The sequence below is a fragment of the Enterococcus sp. AZ009 genome (assembly GCF_050548785.1).
Classification (GTDB): Bacteria; Bacillota; Bacilli; order Lactobacillales; family Enterococcaceae; genus Enterococcus_D; species Enterococcus_D entomosocium.
Map to the genome: position 1 here is coordinate 2,456,537 of NZ_CP172960.1, position 18,206 is coordinate 2,474,742.

At 44.2% G+C, this 18,206-nt stretch carries 10 protein-coding genes; all 10 read right to left on the reverse strand.

Translation table 11 applies throughout. The annotated features are described in order from the left end of the window. Window positions 1-2: 2 nt before the first annotated feature. The 10 genes from IGJ74_RS11805 to IGJ74_RS11850 all read right to left on the reverse strand — a co-directional run bounded on the left by IGJ74_RS11805 (window position 3) and on the right by IGJ74_RS11850 (window position 18,122). The gene (locus IGJ74_RS11805) at window positions 3-2,603 is read right to left on the reverse strand and encodes a sensor histidine kinase (protein WP_087663935.1); all 2,601 of its coding nucleotides are present in this window, start codon (window positions 2,601-2,603) and stop codon (window positions 3-5) included. A 12-nt stretch (window positions 2,604-2,615) separates the two neighbouring features. Next, window positions 2,616-3,152, reverse strand: coding sequence for a potassium-transporting ATPase subunit C (locus IGJ74_RS11810; protein ID WP_087663934.1), 537 nt, complete (start codon window positions 3,150-3,152; stop codon window positions 2,616-2,618). A 41-nt stretch (window positions 3,153-3,193) separates the two neighbouring features. Next, window positions 3,194-5,224: a potassium-transporting ATPase subunit KdpB gene (gene kdpB, locus IGJ74_RS11815; protein ID WP_087663933.1), complete on the reverse strand. Its 2,031-nt coding sequence runs from the start codon at window positions 5,222-5,224 to the stop codon at window positions 3,194-3,196. Window positions 5,225-5,236: 12 nt separating this feature from the next. After that, entirely contained in the window at window positions 5,237-6,913 is a 1,677-nt protein-coding gene (kdpA, locus tag IGJ74_RS11820; RefSeq protein ID WP_087663932.1) for a potassium-transporting ATPase subunit KdpA, read from the reverse strand. Window positions 6,914-7,184: 271 nt separating this feature from the next. Continuing rightward, window positions 7,185-13,115, reverse strand: coding sequence for a bacterial Ig-like domain-containing protein (locus IGJ74_RS11825; RefSeq protein ID WP_218192940.1), 5,931 nt, complete (start codon window positions 13,113-13,115; stop codon window positions 7,185-7,187). A 28-nt stretch (window positions 13,116-13,143) separates the two neighbouring features. Then, window positions 13,144-13,872, reverse strand: coding sequence for a LytTR family DNA-binding domain-containing protein (locus tag IGJ74_RS11830; RefSeq protein WP_005235024.1), 729 nt, complete (start codon window positions 13,870-13,872; stop codon window positions 13,144-13,146). Window positions 13,873-14,530: 658 nt separating this feature from the next. Beyond that, window positions 14,531-15,574, reverse strand: a complete 1,044-nt coding sequence (locus tag IGJ74_RS11835; RefSeq protein WP_087663930.1) for a DUF916 and DUF3324 domain-containing protein — start codon at window positions 15,572-15,574, stop codon at window positions 14,531-14,533. A gap of 111 nt (window positions 15,575-15,685) precedes the next feature. After that, entirely contained in the window at window positions 15,686-16,333 is a 648-nt protein-coding gene (locus IGJ74_RS11840; RefSeq protein WP_005235021.1) for a WxL domain-containing protein, read from the reverse strand. Further along, the gene (locus tag IGJ74_RS11845; protein WP_016620539.1) at window positions 16,330-16,638 is read right to left on the reverse strand and encodes a hypothetical protein; all 309 of its coding nucleotides are present in this window, start codon (window positions 16,636-16,638) and stop codon (window positions 16,330-16,332) included. Before IGJ74_RS11845 ends, IGJ74_RS11840 begins: the two co-directional genes overlap by 4 nt. Before the next feature lie 14 nt (window positions 16,639-16,652). Then, window positions 16,653-18,122 carry an adhesive domain-containing protein gene (locus IGJ74_RS11850; protein ID WP_218192939.1) on the reverse strand — a complete coding sequence of 490 codons (1,470 nt, stop codon included), beginning with the start codon at window positions 18,120-18,122 and terminating at the stop codon, window positions 16,653-16,655. Window positions 18,123-18,206 lie beyond the last annotated feature (84 nt).

Consider the following 18,206-nt stretch of genomic DNA (forward strand, 5'->3'; position numbering starts at 1 on the left):
CCTTACTGCTTTAAATAAATACGAAAGATGGTACTGCCGGCTTTCGTTTCGATCGCCAATTTGCCTTCATGGGCATGGATGATGGTTTTAACGATACTCAGTCCGATGCCTAGTCCATTTTTGGAATCCACCGGCACTTCGGTGTCATTGGTCAAATTCGCTTGGATTTTTTGGTATTGCCCTAGGGGGATCTCCCCTTGGTTCTCGATTTCAATGACCACTTCTTGCTCCTGAAAAACCCGCAAGAAAATCGGTGTATCGGCGGTTCCATGGCGTACGCCATTTTCAATCAAATTAAACAAGGCTTGTTCGATCAAGATGGGATCGACTTGGACAAAAATCAGCTGATCGGGCATCTTCACGATGATTTTTTGTTGCGGATAGACTTTTTTTAGGTGCGTTAAAACCGCTTCGATAATTTCTTCGATTGGTTCTTCACTGCGCTTGACCGCCATGTTAGTCAAATTGATGCGGGTCACCGACAGTAAGTTTTCGACCATGCGGATCAACCACTGGGATTCACTTTGGATATCTCCTAGCAGCTTTTGTTTCGTTTCCTTTTTGATCGCGCCTTCGGTTTCGCTCAATGTTTCGGCAATGCCAGAAATCGTCGTCAGTGGCGTCCGCAAGTCATGAGAAACCGCACGCAGTAGATTGCTGCGGACTTTTTCCCGTTCGTTTTCTAATTGGATCTGTTCTTTCTCACTCGCCAGAGAGACTTGCTCCAACACGGTAGCAATTTGGGTGATCACAAGGCGCAAGTAATTCAATTGACTATTGGCCAACTGATGCTCCTCGTTGCGTTCTACCCCAAGGGCGCCTAGTGGTTTGCCGTTTAAAACGATCGGCAAGTAAAATCCATTGGCACCAATCAGAGTATCTGTGCCGCGACCGGCTTCTTTTTGATTTTTCACGACCCAAAAAGCGACGGCTTTCTCATCCTTGCCAGTTAGTTGAGACAATGTTTCTCTTGAAGAATGCAGACTTCTCAAGTGACCTTCTCTGTCATATAACGCCACTTCTCGCTGGAGTAAGCGTGCCAAATAGGTGGTCGTACTTTCATAAATGTCTTGCTCATTCCGCGTTTCCATGTATTGTTTGTTCAACTCATACAATATCTCCATTTGATGCTCTTTTTCCTTGGCATTTTCTGCCTGGGTCTTCAATCGAACCATCAAATTACTGATCATTAAGGCAACGATCAGCATGATCACTAATGTGATTGGATAGCCTGCTTTATAGACCGTCAAGGAATACAAGGGTTCGACAAAGAACCAATTGTAAGAAAGGACACTAATGATCGATGCCATGGCACTCCAAAGATAGCCACTTGTGTAACGTGCCACTAAGAGAACAAAAAAGATATAAACCAGCATCAAATTCTGATCGCCGAAATGTAAGTACTGCATGCCTTCTGTCACTATGGTAGCGAGCATGATCAGCCCAAAGGTCAAGGTGAAATCTCGACCACCGCCTTCAAATAATTGCGAAAACTTCAGCCGTGGTCGCTGCATTTTTTCTTTAAAAGGAATCAAATGGATCTCAATATCATCAAGGCGCCGAATCAAGCGGTCTTCCAAATCCTCGACAAACAATTTTTGGAACCACTTCTGAGAAACCTGTTTCCCCATGATAATGTCACTGGCACCCGTCATTTTGGCATACTCTACGATGGTCTCAAAACTGTCATCCGCTTCGATGTTGATGACTTCTGCTCCCAAACGCTCTGCCAATGGCACCTCGGTAGGTGTATCATCTAACGATCGAACTTGAATCACCGTCCATTCCGCCCCCACTCCTTGGGCTAAGCGGGCGGTCCAACGAATGCATTTCTCTGCCATTTTAGGCAAGCGATCATCAATAATCGTCAAAAGCTTGCTTTGGACTCGTTTTCGACCGCCGTTCATTTGATTGATATGATTGGAAGCTTTTTGGATCGCTAATCCACGTAAATGATCAAGTTTTTCTGGCGTAAAAAAGTTTTTTAGTGCCCGCTTGGCATTTTCATCGGCATAGATTTTGCCTTGTTCCAACCGATCAATCAGTTCGTCTGGTTCAACGTCCACCACTCGTAAGCTGGCGTGCTGGAAAAAGGTGTCGGGTACAGTTTCTCTGACTTCCACTTCCGTGACCTTTTCCACGATGTCATTCAGACTTTCGATATGCTGGACATTGATGGTCGTGTAGACGGTGATTCCTACATGCAAAAGTTCATCAACATCTTGGTAACGTTTTTTGTTTCGCGCACCAATGGGATTGGTATGTGCTAACTCATCGATCAAGACGATATCTGGTTTTAGTTGGATCAGTCGATCGATATCCGGCTCATATAGGGTCAATTGCTTGTGCTGGTATTGCTTTAATGGTACTTGTGGTAACCCTTCAAGCAATCGATTGGTATCGGGACGTTTGTGGGGTTCGATATAGCCGATCACCACATTTTTGCCCATGAGCAAACACTCATGGGCTTCGGTTAACATCGTATAGGTTTTTCCGACACCGGCAGCAAAACCGAAAAATACCCGCAGCTTGCCACGTTTGGGGCCAAATCCGGCTTGCAGCAGCATCTCTTCTGGGATTGTCTGCTGGTTGTTTTCACTCATAGATGCTTCCCCCTATTCTTCGGGTAATTGATCGAGCTGCTGATTCAAGGTCATGATATTGACATATTCTCTCGTGGAGAACAGATCAGCTACTTTATTTCTGTTTATTATATCATGAATTGTTTGTTCATCGATGCCTCTTGTGTCAGCGATCCGCGGCAGTTGAAAAAGTGCCGCTTCGACACTGATATCAGGATCAACGCCACTACCCGAAGCGGTCACGAGATCGATCGGCACACTGGTTTGGGTTGGGTTTTCTGCCAGTAACGCCGCTGTCCGCTCAGCTACAGTCTTTTTTTGGGTCGGATCATAGGGCGACAATTGTGAAAAGGTTTGATCACGGCCTTGGAAGTAACCTGCTTGGTCAAAGGGTTGTGCAAGCAGCTCAGACCCTTTGACCTCTCCACCTTCCACGATCTGACTGCCGTTGGCTTGATGGGCAAAAAAGACTTGTCCGACACCGGTGACCAATAATGTATAGAGACCGCCAAATAGCACGGTACTAAATAGTAAAAATTTGATACTAGCAAAGAGGGTGTTCTTCATCATGTTTTCCTCCTAAATGACTCTTTGACTCTGATGGACTTCTCTTATAGTAGAACAGCTGACAAAAGCAAATCTACTAGCTTGATACAAATGAATGGTGCGATGATGCCGCCTAGGCCGTAGACGACAAGATTGTGCCGCAGCATTTGGCTGGCTGGTTTTTCTTGGTATTTGACCCCTTTTAACGCCAGAGGGATCAAGGCGATGATCACGACTGCATTGTAAATGACTGCGGACAAAATCGCCGTTAAGGGACTACCAAGATTCATGATATTCAGCGCTGCAAGTTCTGGATAAATCGCATAAAACAGGACAGGGATCACTGCGAAATATTTGGCGATATCATTCGCGATACTAAAGGTCGTCAATGCCCCACGGGTCATCAGCAGCTGTTTACCAATTTGGACTACTTGCAGTAATTTGGTTGGGCTGGAATCAAGGTCGATCATATTGCCCGCTTCTTTGGCTGCTTGTGTACCAGTGTTCATCGCCATTGCCACATCGGCTTGGGCGAGTGCGGGTGCATCGTTGGTTCCATCCCCCGTCATCGCCACCAAATGCCCTTTTTCCTGATATTCGCGAATCAGGTTCATTTTGTTTTCTGGTGTTGCTTCGGCTAAGAAATCATCGACGCCCGCTTCCGCAGCAATAGCAGCTGCCGTCAAGGGGTTGTCTCCGGTGATCATGATCGTCTTGATGCCCATCTTGCGCATGTCGGCAAATTTTTCTTTGACGCCGTTTTTCACGATGTCTTTTAAATAAACGACTCCGAGTACCTGGCCATTTTTCACTACGACCAATGGGGTTCCACCAGCCTTAGCGACTTTTTCTACGATCTCGTCACACGCAGTGGGATAGGTCTGCCCTTTTGCCGTCACATATTGCTTGATCGTATCGGCAGCTCCTTTACGGATCTCATCGCCACGATAATCGATCCCAGACATCCGTGTTTTGGCACTAAAATCGATCCAATGGACATCAGCTTGCTGAAATACCCGTTCACGAATATTGAAGGCTTCTTTGGCTAAAATTACGATACTGCGTCCTTCTGCCGTTTCATCGGCAAAAGATGCCAACTGCGCTGCATCTGCTAACTCTTTGGCGGTGACCCCCGGTACCGGTAAGAACTCGCTGGCACGGCGGTTTCCCAGAGTAATGGTTCCTGTTTTATCCAGCAGCAAAACATCCACATCTCCTGCAGCTTCAATCGCGCGTCCACTCATGGCGATGACGTTTTCTTTGGTCAAACGGCTCATTCCAGCGATCCCAATCGAGGAAATCAAGGCGCCGATCGTGGTTGGTGCGAGACAAATCAGTAAAGCGATCACGATCACACTGGAAATCGCCGTTCCCCGACCAGATAACTGACTGCTAAAATCAGTAAAGGGAATCAATGTGATGGAAACAGCCAAGAAGATGATGGTCAGTGTCACTAAGAACAGCTGCAAGCCAATCTCATTGGGTGTTTTTTTCCGCTGTGTCCCTTCCACCATCGCAATCATCTTATCCAAAAAAGAATGACCATTTTCAGCGGTCACTTTAATGACCAAGTAATCGGAAACGACTAAGGTTCCTCCCGTGACTGCACTACGGTCGCCACCAGATTCACGAATGACAGGTGCTGATTCTCCTGTGATGGCACTTTCGTCCACCGAAGCAGCACCTTCCACGACATCCCCATCGGCAGGAATTTGTTCGCCAGAAGGAACATAAACCAAGTCGCCTTTTTTCAAATCGGAGGAACGGACTTCGATAAAAGCCTCTTTGGCGACATCTTCCAAGGACATGACTTTGTAGGTCATGATGTCTTTTTTGGCTTGCTTCAAACTATCCGCTTGTGCTTTGCCGCGCCCTTCTGCCACTGCTTCGGCAAAATTGGCAAACAATATAGTCAACCATAAGAAGACGGTCACACTGATGCTAAACCACAACGGGACCGTTTGTTCTTGAAAACATAAAATCGTTGTCAAGATCGCCCCTAGGTAAACCACAAACATCACGGGGTTTTTGATTTGTTGGCGAGGATCCAATTTCTTAAAGGATTCGCCGATCGCCCATTGATAGATTTTTTTCATTTTTTCTCTCTCCTATTTCGTTGTAAAGAAGTCTGCGATTGGGCCTAAAGCCATCGCTGGTAAAAAGCTCAGTGCACCGATCACGATGATCACAATAATCAGCATCGTGACAAAGACTGGACTCGTGGTTGACAAGGTTCCTTCATTACGAACGGTTTTCTTTTTGGCACCCATGTTTTCTGCCAGATACAAGATGGCTGCGATGGGAACGAAACGTGAAACGAACATCAAGATACTACCCAAACTATTCAGGAAAACAGTATCTGCGGTCAAGCCGCCAAAGGCACTCCCGTTGTTGTTGCTGAAGGAAGTTGCTGCATACAATAGTTCGCTAAAGCCATGGGCGCCTTGGTTGGTTAGCCAGCTCATGATGTCAGGATGCAAGGTCATCAACATAGCCCCGAAAAGCGTCAGTAGCAATGGCGTCAAAATAACGATACTCGTCATTTTAATGTCAAAGGCTTCGATTTTTTTGCCGATATATTCTGGTGTTCGTCCCACGAGTAAACCAGCGATAAAGACCGTCAATAATAGAAAAGCGATCATGCCATAAAGTCCGCTACCGACACCGCCAAAGATGATTTCCCCCAGCTGCATCAAGAACATTGGGATCGCACCCCCGAGTGGTGTGAAACTATCCAGCATGGCATTGACTGATCCACTGGAAGCGGCGGTGGTACTCACTGCCCAGAGGCTCGACCAACCGATACCAAAACGTACTTCTTTGCCTTCTAGATTGGCCGTTCCAAGCACTTGACTGAATTGCGGTCCATAGGCTTCACTGATCACTACGCCAATAAAAGCAAGGATCAAAAAGACGGTTGCGGTGATCAAGATCGTACGTCCTTGTTTCCACTCTTTGATCCAAAAGCCAAAGGCAAAAATCAAAGCAGCTGGCAGCAACAAGATCGCTAAGTTTTCTAAAAAATTACTGAACATCGTTGGGTTTTCAAATGGATGGGCAGCGTTGGCACCAAAAAAACCGCCGCCGTTGGTCCCTAATTGCTTGATGGCGATTTGACTCGCTACCGGTCCGAGCGCCATCCAAAAGGATTCTCCCTCAAATCCATTGACTTCAATGCCGCTGCTCAACGTTTGGACGACGCCTTGAGACAGGAGCAAGATTGCTAAAATCAATGAGAGTGGTAAAAGGATATAGAGCAAGGAACGGGTGATGTCTTGCCAAAAATTTCCTACTGTTCGTTTTTGTTTTTGCTGCAGCCCACGAATCAAGGCACAAAGTGCGGCTAGTCCTACTGCCGCAGATAAGAAATTTTGCACCGTTAATCCTAATGCTTGGGAAAGATTGGTCAGTGCTTCTTCCCCAGCGTAAGCTTGCCAGTTCGTGTTCGTTACAAAACTGACGGCTGTGTTCAATGCTAAGTCAAAGGACAAATTCTCAACGGCCGCCCCTTGCGGTAACCAGTGCTGGACCATCAATAATCCGGTCAATCCGATGATGGAAAAGACGCTGACGGCCAAGACGGAAAATAGATAGGTTTTGGCGGTCATTTCTTTTTTGCTGACCGAACCAATCACTCGATAGGTCAACCGTTCAATGGGTTGAATAAAGCGGACAAACCGCGGTGTTTTTCCTTGCATGATTTCTTTGATATACCAGCCCAAAGGAACCGCTGCTGCTAGTAAGATAAGTAAAAATAAAAAGCCCTGCACAAAATAGCTACTCATCGTTCTCCCCCCTCAAACAAGTACCAAAAGAGATAGATCATTACGATCACTCCGATTATTCCTAAAACAAGATTCATATTCTTCACTCCTTCATGACGTAAGCATACGCAAAAAGAAATAAAAATAGTGTAAATCTTCTGCTAGCATCTTTATATCTTCTTTATACGGCTGCTTATCGGACAAGAAAACCGCAATACAGCAGGTTTTTTTTAGAAAAAAAACAAAAACAGCGGATATCGTGAAGGATATCCGCTGTTAGAGTCATTGAGACTTATTTTGTTTTTCTGCTTTTGTTCGTGTGTTTCTTACGAAAGAAGACGATCCCCGCTAGTGCAATAAGGCTCACTCCTGCAATCGAATAGCCTTGAGTGATGGCTGTACCGGTCTTTGGTAACACCCGCTTGTTCTTTGCGGTCGCTTTGCTTTGTTTATCAGGCTGTCCTGCATCCGTTGGTTTTTCTTGCCCTTTATTAGAATCATCTTTCTCTGGCTGCTTATCATTTTCCTCTGGTTCTTCTGCTTTTTCAATGACTTTGATCGTCGCTGTGGCGGTGACTGCTTCTTGTGAGTCAGTACCAAATAAGCGTGCGAAAAAGTTAGGAGTTGCTGCTTCATCGGTTACGATTGAATAGGTGACTTGATAGGTTCCGGTTTTTTTGGTATCAACCGAACCGTCCACCAACAGTTGCTCCAACGTAAGTGTCTTACCATCACGATCTGTAGCGGAGACAAAATTGTCGGCAGCTGTCCAGTTGTCACCAACATAAATCACGCTATCTTTCACAGTCACAGAGGTCTGGTCTGCCAACACGGTAATTGTGGCAGTGGCTTCGGCTTTGCCATTGCGATAGGTTACTTGGTATCTGCCTGGTGTGGTGCTGTCAACTGTACCTACTGTTGTGATATCAGTCAGTTGCACTTCGTTGCCGTCTTTATCTGTTGCAGACACAAAGTTATCGGCTGCTTGCCAGTCTTCACCCTCATAAATCGTACTGTCTTTGGCAACTACCGTTTCTTGGTCAGCCACCACGGTAATCATCGCAGTTGCTTTTACATTGCCATTTTGATAAACCACTGGGTACTCGTCTGCTTTGGAGGTATCGACTGTGCCACTAACCGTCACTCCTGAAAACGATAGATTTGCTCCCGTTTTGTCTGTGGCTGAGACAAAGTTGTCGGCAGCTTCCCAATCGTCGCCGACGTATAAGGTACTGTCTTTAGCTTTAATGCTTGTTTGATCAGCTAACACGGTGATCGTCGCTTTCGCCTCAGCTTTGCCATTGCGATAAATTACTTCATATTTCCCTGGTATGGCGCTGTCGACTGTACCTATCGTTGTGATATCAGCCAGTTTTACTGCGTTGCCGTCTTTGTCTGTTGCCGACACAAAGTTATCGGCAACTTGCCAGTCATCGCCTTCATAAATCGTACTATCTTTGGCGACTACCGTTTCTTGGTTGGCAACGACCGTAATCGTCGCCGTTGCTTTGACATGGCCATTTTGGTAAACCACTGGATATTCGCCTGCTTTGGAGGTATCGACTGACCCACTAACCGTCACTCCTGAAAATGGTAGGTTTGCTCCGGTTTTGTCTGTGGCTGAGACAAAGTTGTCGATTGCTTGCCAGTCATCCCCGACATATAAGGTGCTATCTTTGGCTTTAACTGATGTTTGCTCAGCTAACACGGTGATCGTCGCTTTCGCCTCAGCTTTGCCATTGCGATAAATTACTTCATATTTCCCTGGTATGGCGCTGTCGACTGTACCTATCGTTGTGATATCAGCCAGTTTTACTGCGTTACCGTCTTTGTCTGTTGCCGACACAAAGTTATCGGCGACTTGCCAGTCATCGCCTTCATAAATCGTACTATCTTTGGCGACTACCGTTTCTTGGTTGGCAACGACCGTAATCGTCGCCGTTGCTTTAACATGGCCATTCTGGTAAACCACTGGATATTCGCCTGCTTTGGAGGTATCGACTGACCCACTAACCGTCACTCCTGAAAATGGTAGGTTTGATCCGGTTTTGTCCGTTGCGGAAACAAAGTTGTCGGCGGCTTCCCATTCATCACCGACATATAAAGTACTGTCTTTAGCTTGAACGCTCGTTTGATCCGCTAACACGGTAATCGTGGCAGTTGCTTCGGCTTTGCCATTGCGATAGGTTACTTGGTATTCTCCTGGTACTTTCGTATCCACGTCACCACTGGTGGTGACTTCTGCCAAGCTTAACGGTTGTCCCTTCTTATCCGTTGCTGAAACAAAATTATCCGCAAGCTCCCACGCATCTCCAACATAAAGTGTACTATCCTTGGCAACGACTGTTTCTTGATTGGCAACCACGGTGATCGTGGCGACTGCTTTTTGATTGCCATTTTGATAAACCACTAAATATTGGCCTTCTTTGGAAGTATCCACGGCTCCACTAACTGTCACATTTGAAAATGGAACGTTCGCTCCTGTTTTGTCCGTTGCCGAAACAAAGTTATCAACCGCATGCCAGTCGTCCCCGATGTATAAGGTGCTGTCTTTGGCTTTAACCGAAGTTTGGTCTGCTAAGACCGTGATCGTAGCTGTTGCTTCGGCTTTGCCGTTACGATAGATTACTTGGTATTCTCCAGGTGTATCCGTGTCAACTTCACCGGTGATGGTCACTTCTGTGATTGCCACTGTGTTACCGTCTTTATCCGTTGCCGCTAGAAAATTATCAGCTGCTGTCCATGCATCGCCCACATATAACGTGCTGTCTTTGGCTGCCACCGTTTCTTGGTTGGCCACCACAGTGATCGTCGCTGTCTCGCTCACGTTGCCATTCATGTATTTGACTTCATAAGTGCCGACTTTAGATGTGTCGACCTCACCGTTGACGGTAATTTCCGAGAAGGTCAACGCATTGCCATGCTTGTCTGTTGCTGAGACAAAGTTATCTACAGCATGCCACTCGTCTCCCACATAGATTGTACTATCTTTCGTGACGATCGTTGATAAATCTTCTTCTGGCGTGATGCCCACAGAGAAATGATTGCCCGTCCGATTCACTTGGACTTCTTTTCCGAGTTGAAGCTCCTGGGGCACAACGTAGCCTTCTGGGACGTAAGAAACATAAAGCGTATAGGTCCCTGTATAAATATCAGCTAATTGATACTCTCCCTTCTCATCCGTTACAACAGAAATAACATCTCCAGTCAACTGATTCCAAAGCATCAATGTAACGCCTGCAATTTTCTGAGTTGGTTCTTCGGTATTATAAACATCAAGTGACGCACTAGTTTTGTAAATGATCCCGTTTGAATCACCTGCCGAAAATTGCAGGTTAGTCACCGTCGAAGTAGCCGTCCGTTTGGCTTCCGACAAGGTATCAATCGTATCAGAAACGATCGTTGCTGAAGCTGAGATTTGGCCGGCGTTTTGTGAAAGTACGTTGTAACTGATTTCGATATTTTTCGTTAAAACATAGTTTGAAAAGACAAGCTGTACGTCTCCGTCAACTTCTTTGATTTCGTAGCTATCGTCTGGCACATTTGAAACATTGATTGACCTAAGATCGATTTCACCATTGGTATTTCCCAATGATTTTAGAAGGATCATTGGATTTGCTACTTTTTTCGAGCCATCATCGATATTTTTTGTTGTGACCTTGACCTGAGTCATGTTTTTTGTATTATTCACGGTATTTTGAGTAATCCCAATAATATCCGTCGCTGTATTGGAGACCGAAACGGTTGTTGAGCCTTGCTGATTATTTGATAGCGGCTCTTTTGCAAAACCGGGTACATAAATCGTACTCATTTCCTGCCAACCATTGGCGTACTTATAGGAAATGATGTAGCGATGGTTAGTCGTCCCAAAATCAAAGGTATAATAGTTGGTTGCCTCATCATGGGTGATCGTTGGATAATTCGGATCGCTTTCTTTCATGGCTTGATTATCATAATAACCACGATCCCAGTACTGTGGATAAATGCCACTGACTTGTTCATTGGAAACATCGATGATCGAAAACACAACATCCGTATTTTTCGGAACATGGGTCTCAACAGTCAAATCACTGATGGTATCTTGACGAGCGTTGACTAAAAACTGATTCTTACTGCTTTGGAGCGTGCGTTCAGAATACAATTTTCTTCCGGTATAGACGGAGGTATGAACCGTGTCAAGTCCTGTCGCGGAAATAGTGATTGGAATTGTATCGTTAGGAATTGATTTTGTCGGTGCTAAACTATCTGGCACATAATTGAAGCCAATATCAAATTGAACAGAATAGGTAATGGGCGACGTAAAGGTGACCATCGTTCCGCCTGCTACTTCTTCAATCGTATAATCAGTTCCTAAAGTATAATAGAAGCCGACTTTTGGTACCTTTCTTAAAGAAAGATACTCGGGATGTTCAATAAACATTTGTAAATTTTCGATCGGTTGTGAGGTGCTGCCTTCGATATTGACTGAAGTGTCACTGGCATAGGCACCATTTTGATCATAATTTCCCCAAGCAGTTTCAGCGTTATTGGGATTAAGAACACTGATTGGTTCGACGTAGTTGTCTTCAACGATTTTGAATTCTTTATTAGCAATTAACGGTGTCGAGACATTGAGGATGATATCTTTCTGATCAAAGGGTACGGTTATGTTCGTGGAACCAAGAGTGAGATTGCTGTCTTTTGTGGCCGTCACAATCAGTTTGTCCCCATTATTTTCGACAGAAAAATAATCCGTAAAAGTCACATTTTGATAGAAGGCGTCTCTTGCTGTTAACTGTTTCGCCGTGATCGGCTGTCCGTTTTGACTCGAAAGAATGATTTGTTGACCTGCTTTCATCTCCGTCGGCATTTGATGAATTGATACATAGTAGTTTCCTTTAGAAAGGCCATTCATAAAACTGGCAGAAGCAACCCCCATATAATACCTAGAATCGACTTCTTTTTCATCTTTACTGGTTGCTGCGGTAAAGGAAAATCCTCTGTTTTGGGCAGCTGTTTGTTTTAGCTGTACCGAACCAAATCCGGTCGTCGGATACCCTTTTGAAAAAGAAGAAGTATAATCCGTCAACGCGGTCAAACTCATCGTGAATTGATAAGAAACACCATAGGCCTTTTGCTTGTCCATTTGTTTGACTTCAACAGCAGTATTGTAGAGACTATTTGAGGTGATTGTGTAGTCCGTCCCTTCAGTCAATGCTGTTTGTGTTTCTGGCTTGATCTTTCCTTTGATATCCACTTCATAGCTGAAGACTTTTAACGGTTGGGTCTCAATCTTTTTGAAGGAAGCCCCCGGCGTATCAACCAAATGCAGTGAAAGAGTTCCCGTTCCAGATAATGTCCGATCGGTATTGTAGTAAACCATTCCTTGCATCCCAAAGACATTTTTTTCTGACACATATTGAATCGGGTCAACTTCTTCATACAAATCAATGGCGTAGCTTGTCTGGTTTTGATCGCCCATCTCAATGGTTAGCTGAGGCTTGTCTTCTGAATAAAGATAACTGGTCAACTCGATCGAAAACGATGCATCATGAATGGATTGGTTAAAGGTGATCGTTAATTGATGGGCGCGACTATCTACTGCCCACGAAGCATTGATTGCTTCATTTGTTCCTTGCATATCACTAAAACCAAGGCCTTCCGGCAGGTCAAAAACAGCTGTGGTACCGGCTAAGTAGTCTTCGTCATTGATTTCAAAGTCTAATTTCAGTTTCACCGGACTATTGTTTAAAATCCGCGTTTCTTCCGTTTGACTGAACTCCTCACCAGCAATCGTCAGTAATGTGCCTTTTTCTAAAAGCTCTTGTCCATTGATGCGGGTGCTGACACGGGAACTCTTTTCGGCTCCTTTTGCCTCTTTCGATTCAGTTTCTGAAGAACTTGTTTGCGTCGAATCTGTAGTATCTGCTGTATGCGTTGATGAAGTTGTAGCAGGCGTTTCACTTTGACTCGTTGTTGCTGCATCCGTCTTGGAGGTTGCTTCGCCGCTTTCTTCTGAAGAACGATCCGTTTGAGTAGTCTCAGTTGTTTGCGCGTCGCTTGTGTTTGTTTCATTGGCAACGCCGCTGGTTGATTCCAGCAGATGATTTGAGTTATCTAAAGTACGAATGGTCTGTTCCTGTTCCGTGGTTTCCGCAAGCGCCATGACCGGAGTGATCACTTGGGACAGACCTAAAGCGGTAACAACAATGCCATGACGAATTCGTTTATTTCTCTTTTTCATTTTTTTCCTCCATTAAATATATGTAGTTTTAACTGATTGCTTTACGGATTTTTTTTCCAACTTCTAATTCTTCCCCATTAAAAAAGCAAAGAACATTGTTTGTTCGATCAATCATTTTGATTTGTCGCGCATTAATAATGTACGATTTGAATACTTTATAATACTCAGGCAAATCTAGCTGTTTGATGACCTTTAACGAAGTTTCAATGCACTCAACTGATTTCTTTTGATGGAATACGATTCGGTTTCGCTCACCTTTGATCGTTGTTATGTAGTTGATTGCTTCTGCATCAACGATCATCAACTCTCGTTTACTAACAATTTTTAATAAGTGTTTTTTTCCCAGCAATGATCGTTTCACTTCAATTGCTTCTGTTAACAAATTTCTTAACTGCATTGCCACATCCTTTTCTTCTGTATCGATGATTCCTAAAGGACAGATAAGATTCAGTTTCTTGATTTCGATTTTGGACGCATAGGCACCATAAAAAGCAATTTGACACTTTTTGCACTGCTCCCTCAATCGCCCTGCTAATTGAAAACTTCGATCAAATCCCATCATTTCAATGGAAAATAAAAATAAATCGTTCACATCTGTTAAGTACCCTTCAAGAAAAGAATCTAGTTCTTCCGGTGAAATGATCTCCACCATAGAATAAGGAACATGACTTTCAGTGATCATTTTTTTCATCAAATTTCCATTAAAAAAGTTGTCATCTACTATATAAACAGCGAAATTGCTCAAATTTGCAGACATCTTAATTCTCCTTTTCACATCATTTCTAATTGTATTCTTAATTAAAAATGCCTGCTTGCACTTTCAAACGAATTAGCGAAACGTTTATGCAAAAACGGTAGTTTAAATTAAAAACAAAGTAAGAAAAGACTTTATAATTGGTCTAAACCTATTATAGTAAAGGAGTTCCCGTCGTACTGCTTTCTTAACACATTTATAAGACAGAAAGCGCAAACAACAATAAAAACTTATGTTTTTTTAAGTAGTTTAACTAGTTAAATATTCCAAAACTTACCGACTACTGCCCAACCTTTCTAATGATTTTCAAAAAAATAACCTTCGTTCAAATAAAATATTAATCGTTATTTATTCTTCGTTTTTTCGCAAAAAAAAGCTACCCTTCTCTTTGGGCAGTCCGGTTAAGGGTAATCAACTGTTTCCTCTGAAGATTTTCCATCAAAATAAAAGTGATCGTTCGCTGCTGCAAGATGCAATCAAAAAAAATTTTCTACTTAATTTACCATATCGAATCTTCATGAACACGACAAAAAACCATTTATTTCGAACAATAAATGGCCTGTTTGCTGCTTTTATTATGCTTCTGATTTACATGCATCCCGTGAATTTTAATTGTTTTCTTTTTTTCCTTCTATATTAATACGGAATTTCTTACAAGTGCTCATGGGGTTTTATCATCTGTTTTTTTTAATGCTCGTTTTAGTTTTCGATTATGCCAAATCAGATAAGCGATGATCAAACATAAAACACCACCAATCGATAGATAGAGAAGGATCGGCGAAGCGGTTTCTTCAATACTGACATCTTGCTCGTTTCTTTCTTGCGCTTCTTGCCTTGCAACTTGGAAGGTCGGCTCTCCCTGCCATTCTTGATCGGCTGCTTTGAGGGTCGCTTTTATTTCATACTCTCCTGATAGCAGTTCCTTTCCATCCAGCGGAAGTGCGTAATTCATTAATGCATTGGGCGCTAATTGGATCTCTTTTTCTCCTTTGATGGCTGTTGCTTTTCCTTCATGAAACACTTCATAAGCAAGCGTGGCTTTACTGAGATAATCGGCTGCTGCATTTTCCACCGCTACGATGATGACATTGCGGCGGTTGATCTCTTCCAAATGGGCTTCTTCAATTCGGACCGCTGGCGGGATGTCTGACTCTTTATTTCGGAGCAATACCGCCACTTCTCTTGCTAATAGGTTTTGAACATTCCCTTGAAATTCTTCACTGCCGGTTTGCTGTACGTATAGTCCCCCTGCCAAAATCCCATCAAAGGATTTAGATGGCATCCGGACTGTCAAGGTGATTTCTTTTTGTTCATTAGGGGCTAATGAAAGTGTTTCATCACTCAAAGTAACGAGTTCTTCGATCGCGTACGGAGCAGAAGGCGTTGCTTCCTCATTTACCCCAGAGTACTCAACGACGCCAGTCATGTTCGTGACCGCTCGATTAAACGATAGCTGTAGATTGATTGGTTGCTCGCTTTTATTGGAAACCATGACTGCTAGTTTTTCTTCTGCCTTGGGCTCCAGCAACAAATCATAGTACATTAACTCTTTGTCCCGCTGTGACTCCGGCAATTTGATTTGAACATCGAAGGTATCAAGTGAATCTGCTGCCCCCGTACTACTAGTACCAATGAAAAATAAGACCGTTAGAATACTTACTACCCAATACTGAAATCCTTTGCCTCGAAGTTTGTTCTGATGCATCCTGTCAGATCCTTTCTACACAAAATAGGAAAGAAAAATCAGCTAGCATAAAAAGCAGCCGCTTAGGCAAGCTGCTTTTTTTCTGCTAACTGTTAAGCAATGACTACTAACCTATGGGGTCGTCGGAGCACTGCTGATCGTCCAAACGAGGGTCGTTTGATAGGTTGCCGATTGTTTTTCCGTATTGGCTGGGATCGAAAGGGTAAATTGTTCTAGAGGCATCGACGTTTCACCGATCCCTTCACCAGCATTGGCGGTCAAGAAAGCATATTCATTGTTGATCGCCGCAAAATCAAGCTCGCCATTGGCAATATCACTGGTTCCGGTTGGCGGCGAACTTAAGTTGTTGGTCAATGTACCCGTATCTACCGTTAATACCGCACCGTCCAACGTACTGTCTCCTGCCGTAAATTGGGTTGCTTGCCGTACTTTAATTGCCCAAGAAGAGTTTGCCTGTCCTCGGTTATCACTGACTGCAACTGCCCCTCTTTGCAGCGTGGACCCATCGCCAGGTAGTCCAGTCCCATCCGTAGTAGCCACCCACGTTTCGGCATTTTCTGTTTGGATCTCATGGGCCCCAAAATCTAAATTCGTTGGTAGCTGCGTATTGGGATCACTCCCGCCTTTATCCGGGTCAAACACGATGCCACCAGAGGTATATTCTACGACACCGGTCGTATCGTCCGCTTGCACCGTGGTCACAATACTAAGGGCGGTCAATACCCCCAATGCGCCTATTACCGATTTCTTTGAAATCATTTTGCCATCCTCCTTTTTTTGATGCAAATGATCAATGTCAGACTAATGAAGAATCCACCTATTAAGGGCAGCCAAAAGTGATTGGTTTCAGCAAGCTGCGGCAGTGGTTCTTCTACGTTAGTGACCGTTTCTTGACTGGGCGGTGGTTCAATTTCTTCATCAATTGAATCACTGCTAGCTGTTTCCGTTGGTCCTTCATAAAACTCAATGTTGCCGGTCGTCGTATTGGCTACTGCTGATGGAACGAAACTGCAGAAACTGCCGATCATCAAAATCAGAAGCAGCACAAGGGAATTCTTTTTCATTCTGCTCTTCCTTTTCAAGGTGTATCGGAAACGGTCCACACGACTGTGGCGCGATACTGACCTTGAAATTTAGGTGTTTTCTCAGGTACAAATAAATTGAACTGGGAAAAATTAACGGTCAGTCCACCAGTCGATGCCGCATTTTCCAACGCCACCACATTTTTTTCGACATTTTGCTGCAGGGCAATCGTTGCATTATCAGGTAAAACCACTCGACCATCCGTAAAGGTCGAATTGACAGTGCCAAGCTGAACCCTTAATTCGGCGGCTGGCAATGTGCGTGTCCCATTGACCCAATTGGTGGATTGTCTGACCTTTACTTGCCATTTTTTCTGCCGATTGCGGGTATCATTGATCCGTAAAATCCCAGTTGTAGCAGCTGCGCTTTGATCGCCGTTGGCGGTTGCCCGCCACGTCTCACTCTTTTTCGTTTGAATGGCATGTCGGCCAAAATTCAGCTGAGTCGGTAGATTCGTCCGATCCATCGTCAGTGCTTCGACCATGAAATAAATCATGGTTTGGCGACTGCTGATATTTAGCGCACTAAAGTTCAAGAGATTGATGTCCGTCGGCTTTGCTTTCAAAACAGAAGCGGAAAAATTAGCGGTCCAATTTGCAGTCAACTGACCCGGACCTGAAAGTAACGTCGGAATTTGAACATCCGTTGCTCCTAAAACAGCTGCATCCGCCAGCTGTTCTTGGACAGTTGTCAAATCATTCAACGCTGAGTTCACGGTGCTAAGCAGAGTATTGAGCAACCCTTGCAGCAATGCGCGCACGACGCCGCCAATATCGATGCCGATCACTCGGATCTGGGTATTTTGAATCGCGGTACTTAAATTCCGTAGAATTTGCGGGACATTGGTTCCTAAGACGACACCAAGGTTCGAACTCATATTGGCATATAAAGCTTCTTTCTGGGTCGTAAACTGCAACGGACTGGTAAATTCAACATTCCCAATATTTCCGACAGTCTTTAGTAAAGAAATCTGCTGATTGATCGCTGTCAAATCGATTTGAACAATCCCAAGGTTGAGATTTAGTGAACTGGTCAAGGAATCAAGCGCTGTTAAGATCGCATTCAAAAGTGGGACATTGGCAATATTGACTGTGGTCGACGTCTTGATCGATGCGGATCCATTGGCACTAATGCTAGTTCTCAATTCTGCTGGGATCGCTAATAAAGCAAGTTTATCTTCCCCACTGACATTGACAGAAGCGTTCAACCCGCCGTTGCCTTTAATAGAAAAAGTCACTGGTCGATTTGTCACGCTACCTGGCCATGGAACGCTTACTGAGGTGCCACTTGTATTGGCACTCGTTAAATTGCTTAAAATCTCCACATCTAAAACATTCACTGCTGCTTCGGCTTTTATTGTCGTTGTTAAAAGATACAAATTGACGAAACTGATGCTGGTCAACAAGAAAATCAACTGAGCGATCGTCCATTTGTAAAGACGTTTTCCCCTCCTTCTGCTTTCCATACCATTTCTAACCCTTTCTTTACGAAACGATGATCATTGCTTCAAAACTATTGTTCACTAGAGATACCAGCGGAGGATGTCCAC

What these genes read in the sequence shown, in the direction of transcription:
- IGJ74_RS11805 (WP_087663935.1), bottom strand. Translation starts at nt 2,603, where the DNA reads ATGAGTGAAAACAACCAGCAGACAATCCCAGAAGAGATGCTGCTGCAA.
- IGJ74_RS11810 (WP_087663934.1), bottom strand. Translation starts at nt 3,152, where the DNA reads ATGATGAAGAACACCCTCTTTGCTAGTATCAAATTTTTACTATTTAGT.
- kdpB (WP_087663933.1), bottom strand. Translation starts at nt 5,224, where the DNA reads ATGAAAAAAATCTATCAATGGGCGATCGGCGAATCCTTTAAGAAATTG.
- kdpA (WP_087663932.1), bottom strand. Translation starts at nt 6,913, where the DNA reads ATGAGTAGCTATTTTGTGCAGGGCTTTTTATTTTTACTTATCTTACTA.
- IGJ74_RS11825 (WP_218192940.1), bottom strand. Translation starts at nt 13,115, where the DNA reads ATGAAAAAGAGAAATAAACGAATTCGTCATGGCATTGTTGTTACCGCT.
- IGJ74_RS11830 (WP_005235024.1), bottom strand. Translation starts at nt 13,872, where the DNA reads ATGTCTGCAAATTTGAGCAATTTCGCTGTTTATATAGTAGATGACAAC.
- IGJ74_RS11835 (WP_087663930.1), bottom strand. Translation starts at nt 15,574, where the DNA reads ATGCATCAGAACAAACTTCGAGGCAAAGGATTTCAGTATTGGGTAGTA.
- IGJ74_RS11840 (WP_005235021.1), bottom strand. Translation starts at nt 16,333, where the DNA reads ATGATTTCAAAGAAATCGGTAATAGGCGCATTGGGGGTATTGACCGCC.
- IGJ74_RS11845 (WP_016620539.1), bottom strand. Translation starts at nt 16,638, where the DNA reads ATGAAAAAGAATTCCCTTGTGCTGCTTCTGATTTTGATGATCGGCAGT.
- IGJ74_RS11850 (WP_218192939.1), bottom strand. Translation starts at nt 18,122, where the DNA reads ATGGAAAGCAGAAGGAGGGGAAAACGTCTTTACAAATGGACGATCGCT.